A 19,176-nucleotide genomic window follows, 5' to 3' on the forward strand; every position below is an offset into this window, starting at 1 on the left:
CCTTTGCCACTCTTTTTTGAGGTGCAAAGTGTTAAAAAAATGTCTTCCCCTGCTGTTGCTGTGCACAGCGCCTGTTTTCGCTAAACCCGTTCTGACTGTTTATACCTACGATTCCTTCGCCGCCGACTGGGGGCCTGGTCCAAAGATCAAAAAAGCTTTTGAAGCCGACTGTAACTGCGAACTGAAACTGGTGGCGCTGGAAGATGGCGTTTCGCTTCTCAACCGTCTACGGATGGAAGGCAAAAACAGCAAAGCCGATGTAGTACTGGGGCTGGATAACAACCTGTTAGACGCCGCCAGTAAAACCGGACTGTTTGCCAAAAGCGGCGTGGCAGCGGATGCCGTTAACGTTCCCGGCGGCTGGAATAATGACACTTTCGTACCGTTTGATTACGGCTATTTCGCCTTCGTCTATGACAAGAACAAACTGAAAAATCCGCCGCAAAGCCTGAAAGAATTGGTTGAGAGCGATCAAAACTGGCGGGTGATTTATCAGGATCCGCGCACCAGTACGCCGGGGCTGGGTCTGTTGCTATGGATGCAAAAAGTCTATGGCGATGACGCCCCGCAGGCCTGGCAGAAACTGGCGAAGAAAACTGTCACCGTCACCAAAGGCTGGAGCGAAGCCTATGGCCTGTTTTTAAAAGGCGAAAGCGATCTGGTACTGAGTTACACCACCTCTCCGGCTTATCACATTCTCGAAGAGAAAAAAGATAACTACGCCGCCGCGAACTTTAGCGAAGGTCACTATCTGCAGGTGGAAGTCGCCGCCCGCACCGCTGCCAGCAAGCAGCCGGAGCTGGCGCAAAAATTCCTCCAGTTTATGGTTTCTCCGGCTTTTCAGAATGCGATCCCAACCGGCAACTGGATGTATCCGGTGGCAAACGTCACGCTGCCTGCCGGTTTTGAACAATTGACCAAACCAGCAACCACGCTGGAGTTCACGCCAGCCGAAGTGGCGGCACAACGTCAGGCATGGATTAGCGAATGGCAACGCGCCGTCAGCCGTTAATTCCCGGCTGGTTAATTCCAGGTGTAAGCGCCGCTACGCTTGTGGTGGCGGTTGCACTGGCGGCGTTTCTCGCCCTGTGGTGGAACGCGCCGCAGGGTGACTGGGTGGCAATCTGGCAGGACAGCTACCTGTGGCATGTGGTGCGTTTCTCCTTCTGGCAGGCGTTTCTTTCGGCGCTGCTCTCTGTCGTTCCTGCGATTTTCCTCGCCCGCGCCCTCTACCGCAGGCGCTTTCCGGGGCGGCAGGCGCTGTTGCGTCTGTGCGCAATGACCTTGATCCTCCCGGTGCTGGTCGCCGTTTTCGGCATTCTTAGCGTCTATGGTCGCCAGGGCTGGCTGGCATCGCTCTGGCAATCGCTTGGTCTGGAGTGGACCTTTTCGCCCTACGGCCTGCAAGGTATTTTGCTGGCGCACGTATTTTTTAATCTGCCGATGGCGAGCCGCTTATTACTCCAGGCGCTGGAAAACATTCCCGGCGAGCAGCGCCAGCTTGCTGCCCAGCTTGGGATGCGCGGCTGGCACTTCTTTCGTTTCGTCGAATGGCCGTGGTTACGGCGACAAATTCCGCCGGTTGCTGCGCTTATCTTTATGCTCTGTTTCGCCAGCTTCGCCACCGTGCTATCGCTGGGGGGCGGTCCGCAGGCGACCACTATCGAGCTGGCAATCTATCAGGCGCTGAGTTACGACTACGATCCTGCCCGCGCGGCGATGCTGGCGCTGATCCAGATGGTGTGTTGCCTCGGACTGGTGCTATTGAGTCAGCGATTGAGTAAGGCCATTGCGCCTGGTACCACGTTGGTTCAGGGCTGGCGCGACCCGGACGATCGTCTGCACAGCCGTATTTGCGATACGGTATTGATCGTGTTGGCGTTGGTGTTGTTGCTGCCACCGTTACTGGCGGTGATTGTCGATGGGGTAAATCGCCAGTTGCCAGAAGTGCTGGCACAACCGGTGCTGTGGCAGGCGCTGTGGACCTCGTTGCGTATTGCGCTGGCGGCAGGTGTATTGTGCGTAGTGCTGACCATGATGCTGCTATGGAGCAGTCGCGAACTGCGGGCGCGGCAAAAAATGCTGGCGGGTCAGGCGCTGGAGATGAGCGGCATGTTGATCCTCGCCATGCCGGGGATTGTGCTGGCAACGGGCTTCTTTTTGCTGCTCAACAACACTATTGGCCTGCCACAATCTGCTGACGGCATTGTGATTTTCACCAATGCGTTAATGGCGATCCCTTACGCGCTGAAGGTGCTGGAAAACCCAATGCGCGATATCACCGCCCGCTACAGCATGTTGTGTCAGTCGCTGGGCATTGAAGGCTGGTCGCGCTTAAAAGTGGTGGAGCTGAGCGCTCTGAAACGTCCGCTGGCGCAGGCGCTGGCCTTTGCCTGCGTGTTGTCGATTGGTGATTTTGGCGTGGTGGCGTTGTTCGGTAACGATGATTTCCGCACCCTGCCGTTTTATCTCTACCAGCAAATTGGCTCCTATCGCAGCCAGGACGGCGCGGTCACCGCGTTAATTCTGCTGCTGCTCTGTTTTCTGCTGTTTACCGTGATTGAAAAACTACCGGGGCGAAATGTTAAAACTGACTGATATCACCTGGCTTTATCACCATTTGCCGATGCGTTTTAGCTTAACGGTGGAGCGCGGCGAGCAGGTGGCGATCCTCGGGCCAAGCGGCGCGGGTAAAAGTACCCTACTGAATTTGATCGCCGGTTTTCTGACGCCAGCCAGCGGTTCGCTGACTATCGACGGCGTTGATCACACCACGACGCCGCCGTCACGCCGTCCGGTATCGATGCTGTTTCAGGAGAACAACCTGTTCAGTCACCTGACGGTCGCGCAGAACATCGGGCTGGGGCTTAATCCAGGACTGAAGCTGAACGCGGCACAGCAGGAGAAAATGCACGCTATCGCCCGTCAGATGGGAATTGATAATTTAATAACGCGGTTACCGGGCGAGCTTTCCGGCGGTCAGCGGCAGCGCGTGGCGTTAGCGCGTTGTCTGGTGCGCGAACAGCCGATTTTATTGCTCGATGAACCGTTCTCGGCGCTCGATCCGGCGTTACGTCAGGAGATGTTGACGCTGGTCAGTACAAGCTGCCAGCAGCAAAAAATGACGTTATTGATGGTGTCGCACAGTGTGGAAGATGCGGCGCGGATCGCCACGCGCTCGGTGGTGGTCGCCGACGGGCGCATCGCCTGGCAGGGTATGACCGATGAGTTGTTGAGTGGTAAGGCGAGTGCTTCGGCGCTGTTGGGAATTAAAGGTTAATATGCACTGTCGGATGCGGCGTGAACGCCTTATCCGACGTTTTGTCCGCATCAGGCGCCCCGCACAAGACTATCCTCTAAACCCCAACCACTTTACGCAATATATCGATATACACCGGCATCAACGGATGGCGAATTAACACCACCAGCGCCACAACACCAACACCAGAAATTAGCGGCGCCAGCCACAGCAGATGACCACGCGACAAATAATGACTTAAACGATCGGTTACCTTGCCGCTGCGCCATAATCGCCAGCACAACCAACCGCCAACCCACAAAAACACCGCCGTCGCCAGCAGCAACCATTTAAACTCGCCACTCTGCATTCCGGCAGGAATATCGATCGCCGCGCCCGCCAGAATCCCCGGCAGGAAGTAAAACGGAGGCCATAACAGGCAGCCGATAATATTTGGCGTGATAAATTTCGCCACAGGCAGATCCAGCATCCCCGCCACCATTGGCACTAGCGGGCGCGTCGGCCCGACAAAGCGTCCGACCAGAATGGTAAACATGCTGTGTTGATGCAGCGCATGCTCGGTTTTATCGAGTAACGCTTTGTTTTTCTTCAGAAATGACCAGCGATGCAGCGGCTTTTTAAACCGCCAGCCCAGCCAGAAGGAGATCCAGTCGCCCATCAGGCAGCCAACAATCCCCGCCAGCCAGGCGTGCCAAAAACTTAACTCGCCGCTACCTATCAGCGCCCCAAGCCCCGCCATCAGCACCGTACCGGGCAGAATCAAACCGACCAGCGCCAGTGACTCCAGAAAGGCCACCAACACCACCGCCATCAATGAATACACAGTGGATTGGGTAATAAAGTGTTCCAGCAATGCTTGCATAATGTGCCTGTCAAATGGACGAAGCAGGGATTCTGCAAACCCAATGCTACTCCGTCAAGCCGTCAATCGTCTGATTCGTTACCAATTATGACAACCTGAGAGCTACATCATTCACTTTTTCTTCACATCCTGCCCTAAACTCGCTCGGGCTGGCGCCTGTACATTTTTTAAATACCCGTGAGAAATAGAGTTGATCATCAAAGCCAACATTGCGCCCGACGGTGGCGATAGGCATACGAGTCGTGCTCAATAGCAGCTTCGCCTGACTGATGCGTTGATCTTCGCGCCAGCTTAAGACACTAATCCCTAATTGCTGGCGGAACAGATGCGACAGACGCGACGGAGACAAGCAGACATGCTGTGCGACACTGGCGATATCAAAATTGCTGTCCGCAAGGTGATCGCTGATGTACTGACAAGCCTCGCGTACCCGATTATCCATTGGCGGATGTAGCGACTCATTAATGACTTCCATGCGCCGCAGTAACAATTGCTCAAGAAGATTTATCGCCAGCAACTCCGAATAGCGCCCTTCCACTTGTCCGGCATTGATAATTTGCCCGAACAAATCGCTGAAATGCGGCTGATGCGCTTCGTTCGGGCGAAAGAAACCGGTATTGGCAAATATCGACGGCCAGTTAAGCCATTCGTGCCAGTAAGCGCGGGGGCGAAAGTAAACCCACTGGTGATACCATTCGCGGGCCTCCGGATGACGACCGTAGTGATGAATTTCTCCCGGCGGGAATAGCAAAATATCGCCTGGTCGGCAGACAAATTCTCGCCCCTGGTTTTTCACTATGCCCTGTCCGCGAATGGTGAGATTGAGAATATAGCCTTTCATTCCCAGCGGTCGGTCGATAAAAAAATCGAGATAACCGTTGGCCTCAATCGGCGTTAAACCCGCCACCAGATGGGCGTTGAACGAGTAACCCGGCAGCAAGGGATCATTTTGCGCTTCAGCCATACTTTTCATACTCCCGCCATTCAGAGAAGAAACCAATTGTCCATATTGCATCAGACATTGCCGTCACTGCGTCTTTTACTGGCTCTTCTCGCTAATCCAACCGGCAACCCCGCTTGTGAAAAGCATTTTGTAACAAAGGGGGGCAAAAGCCATGACAAAAACGCGTAACAAAAGTGTCTATAATCACGGCAGAAAAGTCCACATTGATTATTTGCACGGCGTCACACTTTGCTATGCAATAGCATTTTTATCCATAAGATTAGCGGATCCTGCCTGACGCTTTTTTTCGCAACTCTCTACTGTTTCTCCATACCCGTTTTTTTGGATGGAGTGAAACGATGGCGATTGCAATTGGCCTCGATTTTGGCAGTGATTCTGTGCGAGCTTTGGCGGTGGAATGCGCCACCGGTGAAGAGATCGCCACCAGCGTAGAGTGGTATCCCCGTTGGCAGGAAGGGCAATTTTGTGACGCCCCGAATAACCAGTTCCGTCATCACCCGCGTGACTACATTGAGTCAATGGAAGCGGCGCTGAAAACCGTGCTGGCAGAACTTAGCGCCGAACAGCGCGCAGCGGTGGTCGGGATTGGCGTGGACACCACCGGCTCCACGCCTGCACCAATCGACGCCGACGGCAACGTGCTTGCGCTGCGCCCGGAGTTTGCCGAAAACCCGAACGCGATGTTCGTTTTGTGGAAAGACCACACGGCGGTTGAAGAAGCGGAAGAGATCACCCGCTTGTGTCATATACCGGGCAAAACTGACTACTCTCGCTATATTGGCGGTATTTATTCCAGCGAATGGTTCTGGGCAAAAATCCTGCATGTGACTCGCCAGGATAGCGCCGTGGCGCAATCTGCCGCATCGTGGATTGAACTGTGCGACTGGGTACCCGCCCTGCTCTCCGGCACCACACGCCCGCAGGATATTCGCCGCGGACGTTGCAGCGCCGGGCATAAATCTCTGTGGCATGAAAGCTGGGGCGGTTTACCTCCAGCCAGTTTCTTTGACGAACTGGACCCGATCCTCAATCGCCATTTGCCTTCCCCGCTGTTCACTGACACCTGGACTGCCGATATTCCGGTGGGCACCTTATGCCCGGAATGGGCGCAGCGTCTCGGCCTGCCTGAAAGCGTGGTGATTTCCGGCGGCGCGTTTGACTGCCATATGGGCGCAGTCGGCGCGGGCGCACAGCCTAACGCGCTGGTAAAAGTTATCGGTACTTCCACCTGCGACATTCTGATTGCCGACAAACAGAGCGTTGGCGAGCGTGCAGTTAAAGGCATTTGCGGTCAGGTTGATGGCAGCGTGGTTCCTGGATTTATCGGTCTGGAAGCTGGTCAGTCGGCGTTTGGTGATATCTACGCCTGGTTTGGTCGCGTACTCGGCTGGCCGCTGGAACAGCTTGCCGCCCAGCATCCGGAACTAAAAGAGCAAATCAAAGCCAGCCAGAAACAACTGCTTCCGGCGCTGACCGAAGCATGGGCCAAAAATCCGTCTCTGGATCACCTGCCAGTGGTACTCGACTGGTTTAATGGTCGTCGCACGCCAAACGCTAACCAACGCCTGAAAGGGGTGATTACCGACCTGAACCTCGCTACCGACGCTCCGCTACTGTTCGGCGGTTTAATTGCCGCTACAGCTTTTGGCGCGCGCGCAATTCAGGAGTGCTTCACTAACCAGGGGATCGCCGTAAACAACGTGATGGCGCTGGGCGGCATCGCGCGGAAAAACCAGGTGATTATGCAAGCCTGCTGCGACGTGCTGAATCGCCCGCTGCAAATTGTTGCCTCTGATCAGTGTTGCGCGCTCGGTGCAGCGATTTTCGCTGCCGTCGCCGCGAAAGTGCATGCCGACATCCCATCAGCCCAGCAAAAAATGGCCAGTGCGGTAGAGAAAACCCTGCAACCACGTACCGAACAGGCACAACGCTTTGAACAGCTTTATCGCCGCTATCAGCAGTGGGCGATAAGCGCCGAACAACATTATCTTCCAACTTCCGCCCCGGCACAGGCTGCCCAGGCCGTTCCGACTCTATAAGGACACGACAATGACGATTTTTGATAATTATGAAGTGTGGTTTGTAATTGGCAGCCAGCATTTGTATGGCCCGGAAACCCTGCGTCAGGTCACCCAACATGCCGAGCACGTCGTTAATGCGCTGAATACGGAAGCGAAACTGCCCTGCAAACTGGTGCTGAAACCGCTGGGTACCACGCCGGACGAAATCACCGCAATTTGCCGCGATGCCAATTACGACAATCGTTGCGCGGGTCTGGTGGTATGGCTGCACACCTTCTCCCCGGCCAAAATGTGGATCAACGGCCTGACCATGCTCAACAAACCGTTGCTGCAATTCCACACCCAGTTTAACGCGGCGCTACCGTGGGACAGCATCGACATGGACTTTATGAACCTGAACCAGACTGCACATGGCGGTCGCGAGTTCGGTTTCATCGGCGCGCGTATGCGTCAGCAACATGCCGTCGTTACCGGTCACTGGCAGGATAAACAAGCACATGAGCGTATCGGCTCCTGGATGCGTCAGGCGGTATCTAAACAGGATACCCGTCATCTGAAAGTCTGCCGTTTTGGCGATAACATGCGTGAAGTGGCGGTCACTGACGGCGATAAAGTTGCCGCACAGATCAAGTTCGGTTTCTCCGTCAATACCTGGGCAGTTGGCGATCTGGTGCAGGTGGTGAACTCCATCAGCGACGGCGATGTTAACGCGCTGGTCGATGAGTACGAAAGCAGCTACACCATGACACCTGCCACACAAATCCACGGCGAAAAACGACAGAACGTGCTGGAAGCGGCGCGTATTGAGCTGGGGATGAAGCGTTTCCTGGAACAAGGTGGCTTCCACGCGTTCACCACCACCTTTGAAGATTTGCACGGTCTGAAACAGCTTCCTGGCCTGGCCGTACAGCGTCTGATGCAGCAAGGCTACGGCTTTGCGGGCGAAGGCGACTGGAAAACTGCCGCCCTGCTTCGCATCATGAAGGTGATGTCAACCGGTCTGCAGGGCGGCACCTCCTTTATGGAGGACTACACCTATCACTTCGAGAAAGGTAATGACCTGGTGCTCGGCTCCCACATGCTGGAAGTCTGCCCGTCGATCGCCGTAGAAGAGAAACCGATCCTCGACGTTCAGCACCTCGGTATTGGTGGTAAAGATGATCCTGCCCGCCTGATCTTCAATACCCAAACCGGTCCGGCGATTGTCGCCAGCCTGATTGATCTCGGCGATCGTTATCGTCTGTTGGTTAACTGCATCGACACGGTGAAAACACCGCACTCCCTGCCAAAACTGCCGGTGGCGAATGCGCTGTGGAAAGCGCAACCGGATCTGCCAACCGCTTCCGAAGCGTGGATCCTTGCTGGTGGTGCGCACCACACCGTCTTCAGCCATGCGCTGAACCTTAACGATATGCGCCAGTTCGCCGAGATGCACGACATTGAAATCACGGTGATTGATAACGACACCCGCCTGCCAGCGTTTAAAGACGCGCTGCGCTGGAACGAAGTGTATTACGGATTTCGTCGCTAAGTAGCCGCATCAGGTATGTAACGCCTGATGCGACGCTGGCGCGTCTTATCTGGCCTACGCGCTGCGATTTTGTAGGTCGGATAAGCAAAGCGCATCCGGCACGAAGGAGTCAACATGTTAGAAGATCTCAAGCGTCAGGTTTTAGAAGCCAACCTGGCGCTCCCAAAACACAACCTGGTCACTCTGACCTGGGGCAATGTCAGCGCCGTTGATCGCGAGCGCGGCGTCTTTGTGATCAAACCTTCCGGCGTCGATTACAACATCATGACCGCCGACGATATGGTCGTGGTCAGCATCGAAACCGGTGAAGTGGTTGAAGGTACGAAAAAGCCCTCCTCCGACACGCCAACTCACCGACTGCTCTATCAGGCATTCCCGTCCATTGGCGGCATTGTGCACACGCACTCGCGCCACGCCACCATCTGGGCGCAGGCGGGCCAGTCAATTCCGGCAACCGGTACCACCCACGCCGACTATTTCTACGGTCCCATTCCCTGCACCCGCAAAATGACCGACGCAGAAATCAACGGCGAATATGAGTGGGAAACCGGTAACGTCATCGTAGAAACCTTCGAAAAACAGGGTATCGATGCAGCGCAAATGCCCGGCGTTCTGGTCCATTCTCACGGTCCGTTTGCGTGGGGTAAAAACGCCGAAGATGCGGTGCATAACGCTATCGTGCTGGAAGAGGTCGCTTATATGGGGATTTTCTGCCGCCAGCTGGCCCCGCAGCTCCCTGATATGCAGCAAACCTTGCTGGATAAACACTATCTGCGTAAGCATGGTGCAAAGGCGTATTACGGGCAGTAACGACTGTATAAAACCACAGCCAGTCAAACGAAACCAGGCTATACTCAAGCCTGGTTTTTTATTGGATTTTCAGCGTGGCGCAGGCAGGTTTTATCTTAACCCGACACTGGCGGGATACCCCTCAAGGGACCGAAGTTTCTTTCTGGCTGGCAACGGACAACGGGCCGTTGCACGTTACGCTTGCGCCGCAAGAGTCCGTGGCGTTTATTCCCGCCGATCAGGTTCCCCGCGCTCAGCATATTTTGCAGGGTGAGCAAGGCTTTCGCCTGACACCGCTGGCGTTAAAGGATTTTCACCGTCAGCCGGTGTATGGCCTTTACTGTCGCGCCCATCGCCAGTTGATGAGTTACGAAAAGCGCCTGCGTGAAGGTGGCGTTACCGTCTACGAGGCCGATGTGCGCCCGCCAGAACGCTATCTGATGGAGCGCTTCATCACCGCTCCGGTGTGGGTCGAGGGAGATATGCGCAATGGCGCTATCGTTAATGCCCGTCTGAAACCGAATCCCGACTATCGTCCGCCACTCAAGTGGGTTTCTATTGATATTGAAACCACTCGCCACGGTGAGCTGTACTGCATCGGCCTGGAAGGTTGCGGGCAGCGCATCGTTTATATGCTGGGGCCAGAGAATGGCGATGCCTCCGCGCTCGATTTCGAACTGGAATACGTCGCCAGCCGCCCGCAGCTGCTGGAAAAACTTAACGCCTGGTTTGCAAATCACGCTCCCGATGTGCTCATCGGCTGGAACGTGGTGCAGTTCGATCTGCGAATGCTGCAAAAACATGCCGAGCGTTACCGTATTCCGCTGCGTCTGGGGCGCGATAACAGCGAGCTGGAGTGGCGCGAGCACGGCTTTAAAGACGGCGTCTTTTTCGCCCAGGCCAAAGGTCGGCTAATTATCGACGGTATCGAGGCGCTGAAATCCGCGTTCTGGAATTTCTCTTCATTCTCGCTGGAAACTGTCGCTCAGGAGCTATTAGGCGAAGGAAAATCTATCGATAACCCGTGGGATCGAATGGACGAAATTGACCGCCGTTTCGCCGAAGATAAACCTGCTCTGGCGACTTATAACCTGAAAGATTGCGAGCTGGTCACTCAGATTTTCCATAAAACTGAAATCATGCCGTTTTTGCTCGAACGAGCAACGGTGAACGGCCTGCCGGTAGACCGCCACGGAGGTTCAGTAGCGGCGTTTGGTCATCTCTATTTTCCCCGTATGCACCGCGCTGGTTATGTCGCGCCTAATCTCGGCGAAGTGCCGCCGCACGCCAGCCCTGGCGGCTACGTGATGGATTCGCGGCCAGGGCTTTATGATTCGGTACTGGTACTGGACTACAAAAGCCTGTACCCGTCAATCATCCGCACCTTTCTGATTGATCCCGTCGGGCTGGTAGAAGGCATGGCGCAGCCTGATCCAGAGCACAGCACCGAAGGTTTTCTCGATGCCTGGTTCTCGCGGGAGAAACATTGCCTGCCGGAGATTGTGACTAACATCTGGCACGGGCGCGATGAAGCCAAACGTCAGGGCAACAAGCCGCTGTCGCAGGCGCTGAAGATCATTATGAATGCCTTTTATGGCGTGCTTGGCACTACTGCCTGCCGCTTCTTCGATCCGCGCCTGGCGTCGTCGATCACCATGCGTGGTCATCAGATCATGCGGCAAACCAAAGCATTGATTGAAGCGCAGGGCTACGACGTGATCTACGGAGATACCGACTCAACGTTTGTTTGGCTGAAAGGCGCACATTCGGAAGAAGAGGCGGCGAAAATCGGTCGTGCACTGGTGCAGCACGTTAACGCCTGGTGGGCGGAAACGCTGCAAAAACAACGGCTGACCAGTGCGCTGGAACTGGAGTATGAAACCCATTACTGCCGTTTTCTGATGCCGACCATTCGTGGAGCCGATACCGGCAGCAAAAAACGCTACGCCGGGCTGATTCAGGAGGGCGACAAACAGCGGATGGTGTTTAAAGGGCTGGAAACCGTGCGTACCGACTGGACGCCGCTGGCCCAGCAGTTTCAGCAGGAGCTGTACTTGCGCATCTTTCGCAACGAGCCATATCAGGAGTACGTGCGTGAAACTATCGACAAACTGATGGCGGGCGAACTGGATGCGCAACTGGTTTACCGTAAACGGCTTCGCCGTCCGCTGAGCGAATATCAGCGTAATGTACCGCCACATGTACGCGCTGCACGCCTTGCCGATGAAGAAAACCAAAAACGCGGTCGCCCCTTGCAATACCAGAACCGTGGCACCATTAAGTACGTATGGACCACCAACGGCCCGGAGCCGCTGGACTATCGACGTTCGCCGCTGGATTACGAACACTATCTGACCCGCCAGCTTCAACCTGTGGCGGAAGGAATACTCCCCTTTATTGAGGATAATTTTGCTACACTTATGACCGGGCAACTTGGGCTATTTTGAGCAAAAAAAGAGTTCGTCAGATACCATTTTGATGCGTGACGAATGCCTTGCCATCCAGTACCATAGCGCCCTTTCCATTCCTGGACCTGAATAACACCACTACCACATTAGCCTGGTAGCGGGTAGTTATTGCCTGCAATTAAAGATATAGAGCCAAACACATATGCCTTTTACACTTGGTCAACGCTGGATCAGCGATACAGAAAGCGAATTAGGACTTGGAACCGTTGTCGCGGTGGATGCGCGAACTGTCACATTACTTTTCCCATCTACTGGTGAAAACCGTCTGTACGCACGCAGTGATTCCCCAGTGACCCGCGTGATGTTCAACCCTGGTGATACCATTACCAGCCATGACGGCTGTCAGATGCAAGTCGAAGAAGTAAAAGAAGAAAATGGCTTGCTGACCTATATCGGTACTCGCCTGGATACTGAAGAGTCCGGCGTGGCCCTGCGTGAAGTCTTCCTTGATAGCAAACTGGTGTTCAGCAAACCGCAGGACCGTCTGTTTGCCGGGCAGATTGACCGTATGGACCGCTTTGCGCTGCGTTATCGCGCGCGTAAGTATTCCAGCGAACAGTTCCGTATGCCGTACAGCGGCCTGCGCGGCCAGCGTACCAGTCTGATCCCGCACCAGCTCAACATCGCTCATGATGTTGGTCGCCGCCACGCGCCGCGCGTTCTGCTGGCTGACGAAGTGGGTTTAGGGAAAACCATTGAAGCCGGGATGATCCTGCATCAGCAGTTGCTCTCTGGCGCTGCTGAACGTGTGCTGATTATCGTACCGGAAACTTTACAGCATCAGTGGCTGGTGGAAATGCTGCGCCGTTTCAACCTGCGCTTTGCGCTATTTGATGATGAGCGTTATGCCGAAGCTCAGCACGATGCTTACAACCCGTTCGACACCGAACAGCTGGTGATTTGCTCGCTGGATTTTGCCCGTCGTAGCAAACAGCGTCTGGAACACCTCTGTGAAGCCGAATGGGACCTGCTGGTGGTCGATGAAGCGCATCACCTGGTGTGGAGCGAAGACGCGCCGAGCCGCGAATATCAGGCTATTGAACAACTGGCAGAGCACGTGCCGGGCGTTCTGCTGCTGACCGCAACCCCGGAACAGCTGGGAATGGAAAGCCACTTCGCCCGTCTGCGTCTGCTGGACCCGAACCGTTTCCACGATTTCGCGCAGTTCGTTGAAGAGCAGAAAAATTATCGTCCGGTTGCAGACGCCGTTGCCATGCTGCTGGCAGGTAACAAACTGAGCAATGACGAACTGAACATGCTTGGCGAGATGATCGGCGAGCAGGATATCGAGCCGCTGTTGCAAGCAGCAAACAGCGACAGCGAAGATGCACAGAGCGCCCGTCAGGAACTGGTTTCGATGCTGATGGATCGCCACGGCACCAGCCGCGTGCTGTTCCGTAACACGCGTAACGGTGTGAAAGGCTTCCCGAAACGCGAGCTGCACACTATTAAGCTGCCGCTGCCGACGCAGTATCAGACGGCTATTAAAGTCTCCGGCATTATGGGCGCACGTAAAAGTGCGGAAGATCGCGCTCGCGATATGCTCTACCCGGAGCGTATTTATCAGGAATTTGAAGGTGATAACGCCACCTGGTGGAACTTCGATCCGCGCGTTGAGTGGCTGATGGGCTACCTGACCAGCCATCGCTCTCAGAAAGTGCTGGTGATCTGCGCCAAAGCGGCCACTGCGCTGCAACTGGAGCAGGTACTGCGCGAACGTGAAGGTATTCGCGCCGCGGTGTTCCACGAAGGCATGTCGATTATCGAACGTGACCGCGCTGCCGCCTGGTTTGCTGAAGAAGACACCGGTGCGCAGGTACTGCTGTGCTCGGAAATCGGTTCTGAAGGACGTAACTTCCAGTTCGCCAGCCACATGGTAATGTTCGATCTGCCGTTCAACCCGGATCTGCTGGAGCAGCGTATTGGTCGTCTGGATCGTATCGGTCAGGCACACGATATTCAGATCCATGTGCCTTATCTGGAAAAAACCGCTCAGTCAGTGCTGGTGCGCTGGTATCACGAAGGTCTGGATGCGTTCGAGCACACCTGCCCGACCGGACGCACTATTTACGATAGCGTATATAACGATCTGATTAACTATCTGGCTTCACCGGATCAAACCGAAGGCTTTGACGATCTGATCAAAAACTGCCGCGAGCAGCATGAAGCGCTGAAAGCACAGCTGGAACAGGGTCGTGACCGCCTGCTCGAGATCCATTCCAACGGTGGCGAAAAAGCCCAGGCCCTGGCAGAAAGCATTGAAGAGCAGGATGACGATACCAACCTGATCGCCTTCGCCATGAACCTGTTCGATATTATCGGTATCAATCAGGACGATCGCGGCGACAACATGATCGTGCTGACGCCGTCCGATCATATGCTGGTGCCGGACTTCCCTGGTCTGTCGGAAGATGGCATCACCATCACCTTTGATCGTGAAGTGGCGCTGGCGCGTGAAGATGCGCAGTTTATTACCTGGGAGCATCCGCTGATCCGCAACGGTCTGGATCTGATCCTCTCTGGCGATACTGGTAGCAGCACGATTTCACTGTTGAAAAACAAAGCATTGCCGGTAGGTACACTGTTGGTAGAGCTGATTTACGTGGTTGAAGCCCAGGCGCCGAAGCAGTTGCAGCTTAACCGCTTCCTGCCGCCGACACCGGTACGTATGCTGCTGGATAAAAACGGCAACAACCTGGCAGCGCAGGTTGAGTTTGAAACCTTTAACCGTCAGCTTAACGCGGTTAACCGTCACACCGGCAGCAAACTGGTTAACGCCGTGCAGCAGGATGTTCACGCTATCCTTCAGCTGGGTGAAGCGCAGATCGAGAAATCTGCCCGTGCATTGATTGATGCGGCGCGTAACGAAGCCGACGAAAAACTGTCTGCCGAGCTGTCTCGTCTGGAAGCGCTGCGTGCGGTGAACCCGAACATTCGTGACGACGAACTGACCGCCATTGAAAGCAACCGTCAGCAGGTAATGGAAAGCCTGGATCAGGCAGGCTGGCGTCTGGATGCCCTGCGTTTGATCGTTGTGACGCATCAGTAACGGAGCCGAAAATGGGGATGGAAAACTACAATCCACCGCAGGAACCCTGGCTGGTTATCCTGTATCAGGATGACCACATTATGGTGGTCAACAAGCCGAGCGGTTTGTTGTCTGTACCGGGTCGTCTGGAAGAGCACAAAGACAGCGTGATGACGCGCATTCAGCGTGATTATCCGCAGGCAGAATCGGTGCATCGTCTGGATATGGCTACCAGCGGGGTGATTGTAGTGGCGCTGACCAAAGCCGCGGAGCGGGAATTAAAACGCCAGTTCCGCGAGCGCGAGCCGAAAAAGCAGTATGTGGCCCGCGTCTGGGGTCATCCATCCCCCGCAGAAGGTCTGGTGGATCTGCCGCTGATTTGCGACTGGCCAAACCGCCCGAAACAGAAAGTCTGTTACGAAACGGGTAAACCTGCGCAGACGGAGTATGAAGTGGTGGAGTATGCGGCGGATAACACGGCAAGAGTGGTGTTAAAGCCGATTACCGGGCGTTCACATCAATTGCGTGTGCATATGCTGGCGCTGGGTCATCCGATTCTCGGCGATCGTTTTTATGCTTCACCAGAAGCGAGAGCAATGGCACCGCGTTTGTTGCTACATGCAGAGATGTTGACGATTACCCATCCGGCATATGGCAATAGTATGACGTTTAAAGCGCCAGCGGATTTTTAATCGTCACGCTGGCGAAGTTCGGTAGGCCGGAGAAGGCGCTCACGCCACATCCGGCAATTTTGCGCCGATTGCCTGATGCGACGCGGGCCGCGTCTTATCAGGCCTACACTTTGAAACTTATTTAAATCCTTTCTGCTGCTTAATCAGCTCATACGCCTGCTGAATTTCCTGTGCTTTCTGCTTCGCCATCTCCATCATCTCAGGCGGCAAACCTTTCGCCACCAGCTTATCTGGATGGTGTTCACTCATCAGCTTACGGTAGGCGCGTTTAATGGTGGTCGCCTCATCCGTTGGCTTCACGCCCAGCACATTACAGGCATCTTCCAGCGTCGGGCCACGCTGCGCTTGCTGCCAGTTACCACCGCCGGACTGCTGCTGATAACCGCCGCCAAACTGTGCACCGCCCTGCATCATGCGCAGAAACTGATCAAACTGGGCGCGGGAGATCCCTAATTCTTCAGCAATGACATACAGCACCGCTCGCTCATTTGGATGCAGCGAACCATCAGCAAACGCCGCCTGAATCTGGATCTCCAGAAACATACGAATTAAGTCAAAACGACCAAAGCAGACACTGCGGAACTGACGCATCTTTTCGCGCAGTGGGTAATTGTCTGATTTTCCCACCCGGAACGCATTTTGCGCCGCAGTACGGGAAGCACCATGAAGATTCATTCGCTCCATCAGCTGGCTGGCGATATGAATATCAGCCTCGGTAACGCGACCTTTGGATTTGGTTAAATGCCCCATCACTTCAAAAGTGGTGGCAAAAAACAGCACCTGACGCTCGCGCTGGTTGGCGAACCACGCCATCTTGCGGCTACGGGCTTTATCAAACATATGGCCAATTAACAGGCCTAACACTACGCCCCAAAAGCCGCCGCCCATCAGTAAGGCCACGGCCACGCCAATGATTTTTCCCCAATACTGCATATATTCCCCAAATGGACTTACGGAAACCAGCGCTATCTCCCACAATATAAAGGTGCTTTTACCGTTTTCCGGCTGCGGTCAATTGTGGGACATCGCCTATAATTTGCATTATCATACCTGTCATTCAATGCCGTGCCTAACACCACAGACGCTATTCGGACAGGATTAACACTAGCGTAGAGATGACGAGTACGTTAGTCTCTGACCGTTTGTCACGCGCAACGTTACCGATGATGGAACAATAAAATCAACGTATGAAAAAACGTATCCCCACTCTCCTGGCCACCATGATTGCCACCGCCCTTTATAGTCAACAGGGACTGGCAGCCGACCTCGCCTCACAGTGCATGTTGGGCGTGCCAAGCTATGACCGTCCTCTGGTACAGGGCGATACCAATGACCTACCCGTGACGATTAATGCAGACCATGCAAAGGGGAACTACCCCGATGACGCCGTGTTTAGCGGCAGCGTGGATATCATGCAGGGTAACAGCCGTCTGCAGGCCGATGAAGTACAGCTTCATCAAAAAGAGGCGCCAGGACAACCGGAGCCGATACGTACCGTCGATGCGCTCGGTAATGTCCATTACGACGATAACCAGGTGATCCTCAAAGGGCCAAAAGGCTGGACGAATCTGAACACCAAAGACACCAACGTCTGGGAAGGTGATTATCAGATGGTGGGGCGTCAGGGGCGCGGTAAAGCAGACCTGATGAAACAGCGTGGCGAAAACCGCTACACCATTCTGGATAACGGTTCTTTTACCTCCTGTCTGCCAGGTTCTGATACCTGGAGCGTGGTGGGTAGCGAAATTATTCATGACCGCGAAGAACAAGTCGCGGAGATCTGGAACGCCCGTTTTAAAGTGGGTCCGGTTCCGATCTTTTACAGCCCCTATTTGCAGTTGCCGGTGGGTGACAAACGTCGCTCTGGTTTCTTGATCCCGAACGCCAAGTACACCACCACCAACTACTTTGAGTTCTACCTGCCATATTACTGGAACATCGCGCCAAATATGGATGCCACCATCACGCCGCATTATATGCATCGTCGTGGCAACATCATGTGGGAGAACGAATTCCGCTACCTCTCCCAGGCGGGCGCTGGCTTGATGGAACTGGACTATCTGCCTTCAGATAAAGTCTATGAAGATGAACACCCGAACGATGACAGTTCACGTCGTTGGTTGTTCTACTGGCAACACTCCGGAGTGATGGACCAGGTTTGGCGCTTTAACATCGACTACACCAAAGTCAGCGACCCGACCTATTTCAATGATTTTGATAATAAATATGGTTCCAGTACCGATGGTTACGCCACGCAAAAATTCAGCGTGGGCTATGCGGTGCAGAACTTTGACGCCACGATTTCGCATAAACAATTCCAGGTTTTTGATGATACCAGTGGCAACAGCTATGCCGCTGAACCACAGTTAGACGTCAACTACTACCATAACGATCTCGGCCCGTTTGATACCCGATTTTATGGTCAGGCAGTGCATTTTGTTAATACAAACAGCAATATGCCGGAGGCTACTCGCGTTCATCTGGAGCCGACGATCAACCTGCCGTTATCCAACACCTGGGGCAGTATCAATACCGAAGCGAAGCTGCTGGCTACCCATTATCAGCAGACCAATCTCGACTGGTATAACAGCAACCCGCAAAACAATAAGTTGGCAGATTCTGTTAACCGCGTAATGCCGCAATTTAAAGTTGACGGCAAAATGGTCTTCGAACGTGATATGGAAATGCTGGCGCCGGGTTACACCCAGACGCTGGAGCCGCGCGCACAATACCTGTATGTGCCGTATCGCGATCAGAGCGACATCTATAACTATGACTCCGCACTGTTGCAATCCGACTACTCGGGCCTGTTCCGGGACCGGACTTATGGCGGTCTTGACCGTGTTGCTTCCGCAAACCAGGTCACGACCGGTATCACAACTCGCGTATATGATGATGCAGCCGTTGAACGTTTTAATATTTCCGTTGGTCAAATCTACTATTTCACGGAGTCTCGCACCGGCGATGACAACATAACATGGGAGAATGACGACAAAACGGGCTCACTGGTATGGGCTGGCGATACCTACTGGCGCATCTCCGAGCGCTGGGGATTGCGGGGCGGCATTCAGTACGATACTCGTCTTGATAACGTAGCCACCAGTAACACCAGCATTGAATACCGTCGGGATGAAGACCGTCTGGTACAGCTGAACTACCGCTATGCCAGCCCGGAATATATACAGGCGACACTGCCTAATTATTATTCCACATATGAACAGTTTAAAAACGGCATTTCGCAGGTGGGTGCAGTCGCTAGCTGGCCAATCGCCGATCGTTGGTCGATTGTCGGGGCGTACTACTACGACACCAACGCGAACAAGCAAGCCGACTCAATGTTAGGTGTGCAATACAGCTCCTGCTGCTATGCGATCCGCGTCGGTTATGAGCGTAAGCTGAACGGTTGGGATAACGATAAACAACATGCGATATATGACAACGCAATCGGCTTTAACATCGAACTTCGCGGCCTGAGTTCCAACTACGGTCTGGGTACGCAAGAGATGCTGCGTTCGAACATTCTGCCGTATCAAAACTCTTTGTGATTTGTTGATTTACCACG

The 19,176-nt window shown here is 54.3% G+C and carries 13 protein-coding genes; 10 read left to right on the forward strand and 3 right to left on the reverse strand.

Annotated elements, in window-relative coordinates:
• Window positions 1-28: 28 nt before the first annotated feature.
• From thiB to thiQ, 3 genes are read left to right on the forward strand one after another with little or no spacing between them, the layout of a single operon-like run.
• Window positions 29-1,012 (forward strand): thiamine ABC transporter substrate binding subunit, encoded by a 984-nt coding sequence (gene thiB, locus AACS80_RS03165; protein WP_001295536.1) that lies wholly within the window; start codon window positions 29-31, stop codon window positions 1,010-1,012.
• On the forward strand, window positions 988-2,598 hold the full coding sequence (gene thiP, locus AACS80_RS03170) for a thiamine/thiamine pyrophosphate ABC transporter permease ThiP (RefSeq protein ID WP_138183652.1): 1,611 nt from the start codon (window positions 988-990) through the stop codon (window positions 2,596-2,598). Before thiB ends, thiP begins: the two co-directional genes overlap by 25 nt.
• Window positions 2,582-3,280: a thiamine ABC transporter ATP-binding protein ThiQ gene (gene thiQ / locus AACS80_RS03175; protein WP_135409463.1), complete on the forward strand. Its 699-nt coding sequence runs from the start codon at window positions 2,582-2,584 to the stop codon at window positions 3,278-3,280. Before thiP ends, thiQ begins: the two co-directional genes overlap by 17 nt.
• A gap of 76 nt (window positions 3,281-3,356) precedes the next feature.
• On the opposite strand, the gene AACS80_RS03180 is transcribed toward thiQ, so the two are convergent.
• Together AACS80_RS03180 and araC are read right to left on the reverse strand one after the other, a co-directional pair.
• Window positions 3,357-4,121, reverse strand: a complete 765-nt coding sequence (locus AACS80_RS03180) for a DedA family protein (protein WP_130217442.1) — start codon at window positions 4,119-4,121, stop codon at window positions 3,357-3,359.
• Window positions 4,122-4,206: 85 nt separating this feature from the next.
• Window positions 4,207-5,085 (reverse strand): arabinose operon transcriptional regulator AraC, encoded by an 879-nt coding sequence (gene araC / locus AACS80_RS03185; protein ID WP_130205064.1) that lies wholly within the window; start codon window positions 5,083-5,085, stop codon window positions 4,207-4,209.
• Between the two features lie 338 nt (window positions 5,086-5,423).
• Between araC and araB the strand changes: the two genes are divergently transcribed.
• The 6 genes from araB (at window position 5,424) to rluA (ending at window position 15,614) form a co-directional block, all read left to right on the forward strand.
• Window positions 5,424-7,124 (forward strand): ribulokinase, encoded by a 1,701-nt coding sequence (araB, locus tag AACS80_RS03190; protein ID WP_135409462.1) that lies wholly within the window; start codon window positions 5,424-5,426, stop codon window positions 7,122-7,124.
• 10 nt (window positions 7,125-7,134) lie between these two features.
• Window positions 7,135-8,637 (forward strand): L-arabinose isomerase, encoded by a 1,503-nt coding sequence (araA, locus tag AACS80_RS03195; RefSeq protein ID WP_135409461.1) that lies wholly within the window; start codon window positions 7,135-7,137, stop codon window positions 8,635-8,637.
• 114 nt (window positions 8,638-8,751) lie between these two features.
• The gene (gene araD / locus AACS80_RS03200) at window positions 8,752-9,447 is read left to right on the forward strand and encodes an L-ribulose-5-phosphate 4-epimerase (protein ID WP_130204885.1); all 696 of its coding nucleotides are present in this window, start codon (window positions 8,752-8,754) and stop codon (window positions 9,445-9,447) included.
• A gap of 74 nt (window positions 9,448-9,521) precedes the next feature.
• A complete protein-coding gene (gene polB, locus AACS80_RS03205; protein WP_130259621.1) occupies window positions 9,522-11,873 on the forward strand; it encodes a DNA polymerase II in 2,352 nt (783 codons plus the stop codon).
• A gap of 163 nt (window positions 11,874-12,036) precedes the next feature.
• Window positions 12,037-14,943, forward strand: a complete 2,907-nt coding sequence (gene rapA / locus AACS80_RS03210; protein WP_135409460.1) for an RNA polymerase-associated protein RapA — start codon at window positions 12,037-12,039, stop codon at window positions 14,941-14,943.
• An 11-nt stretch (window positions 14,944-14,954) separates the two neighbouring features.
• Entirely contained in the window at window positions 14,955-15,614 is a 660-nt protein-coding gene (gene rluA, locus AACS80_RS03215) for a bifunctional tRNA pseudouridine(32) synthase/23S rRNA pseudouridine(746) synthase RluA (RefSeq protein WP_000525176.1), read from the forward strand.
• A 117-nt stretch (window positions 15,615-15,731) separates the two neighbouring features.
• On the opposite strand, the gene djlA is transcribed toward rluA, so the two are convergent.
• Window positions 15,732-16,547 carry a co-chaperone DjlA gene (djlA, locus tag AACS80_RS03220; protein ID WP_135409459.1) on the reverse strand — a complete coding sequence of 272 codons (816 nt, stop codon included), beginning with the start codon at window positions 16,545-16,547 and terminating at the stop codon, window positions 15,732-15,734.
• Window positions 16,548-16,801: 254 nt separating this feature from the next.
• On the opposite strand from djlA, the gene lptD reads away from it, so the two are divergent.
• Window positions 16,802-19,159 (forward strand): LPS assembly protein LptD, encoded by a 2,358-nt coding sequence (gene lptD, locus AACS80_RS03225; protein WP_135490773.1) that lies wholly within the window; start codon window positions 16,802-16,804, stop codon window positions 19,157-19,159.
• Window positions 19,160-19,176: the final 17 nt, after the last annotated feature.

The sequence above is a fragment of the Escherichia sp. E4385 genome (assembly GCF_963883145.1).
Taxonomy (GTDB): domain Bacteria; phylum Pseudomonadota; class Gammaproteobacteria; order Enterobacterales; family Enterobacteriaceae; genus Escherichia.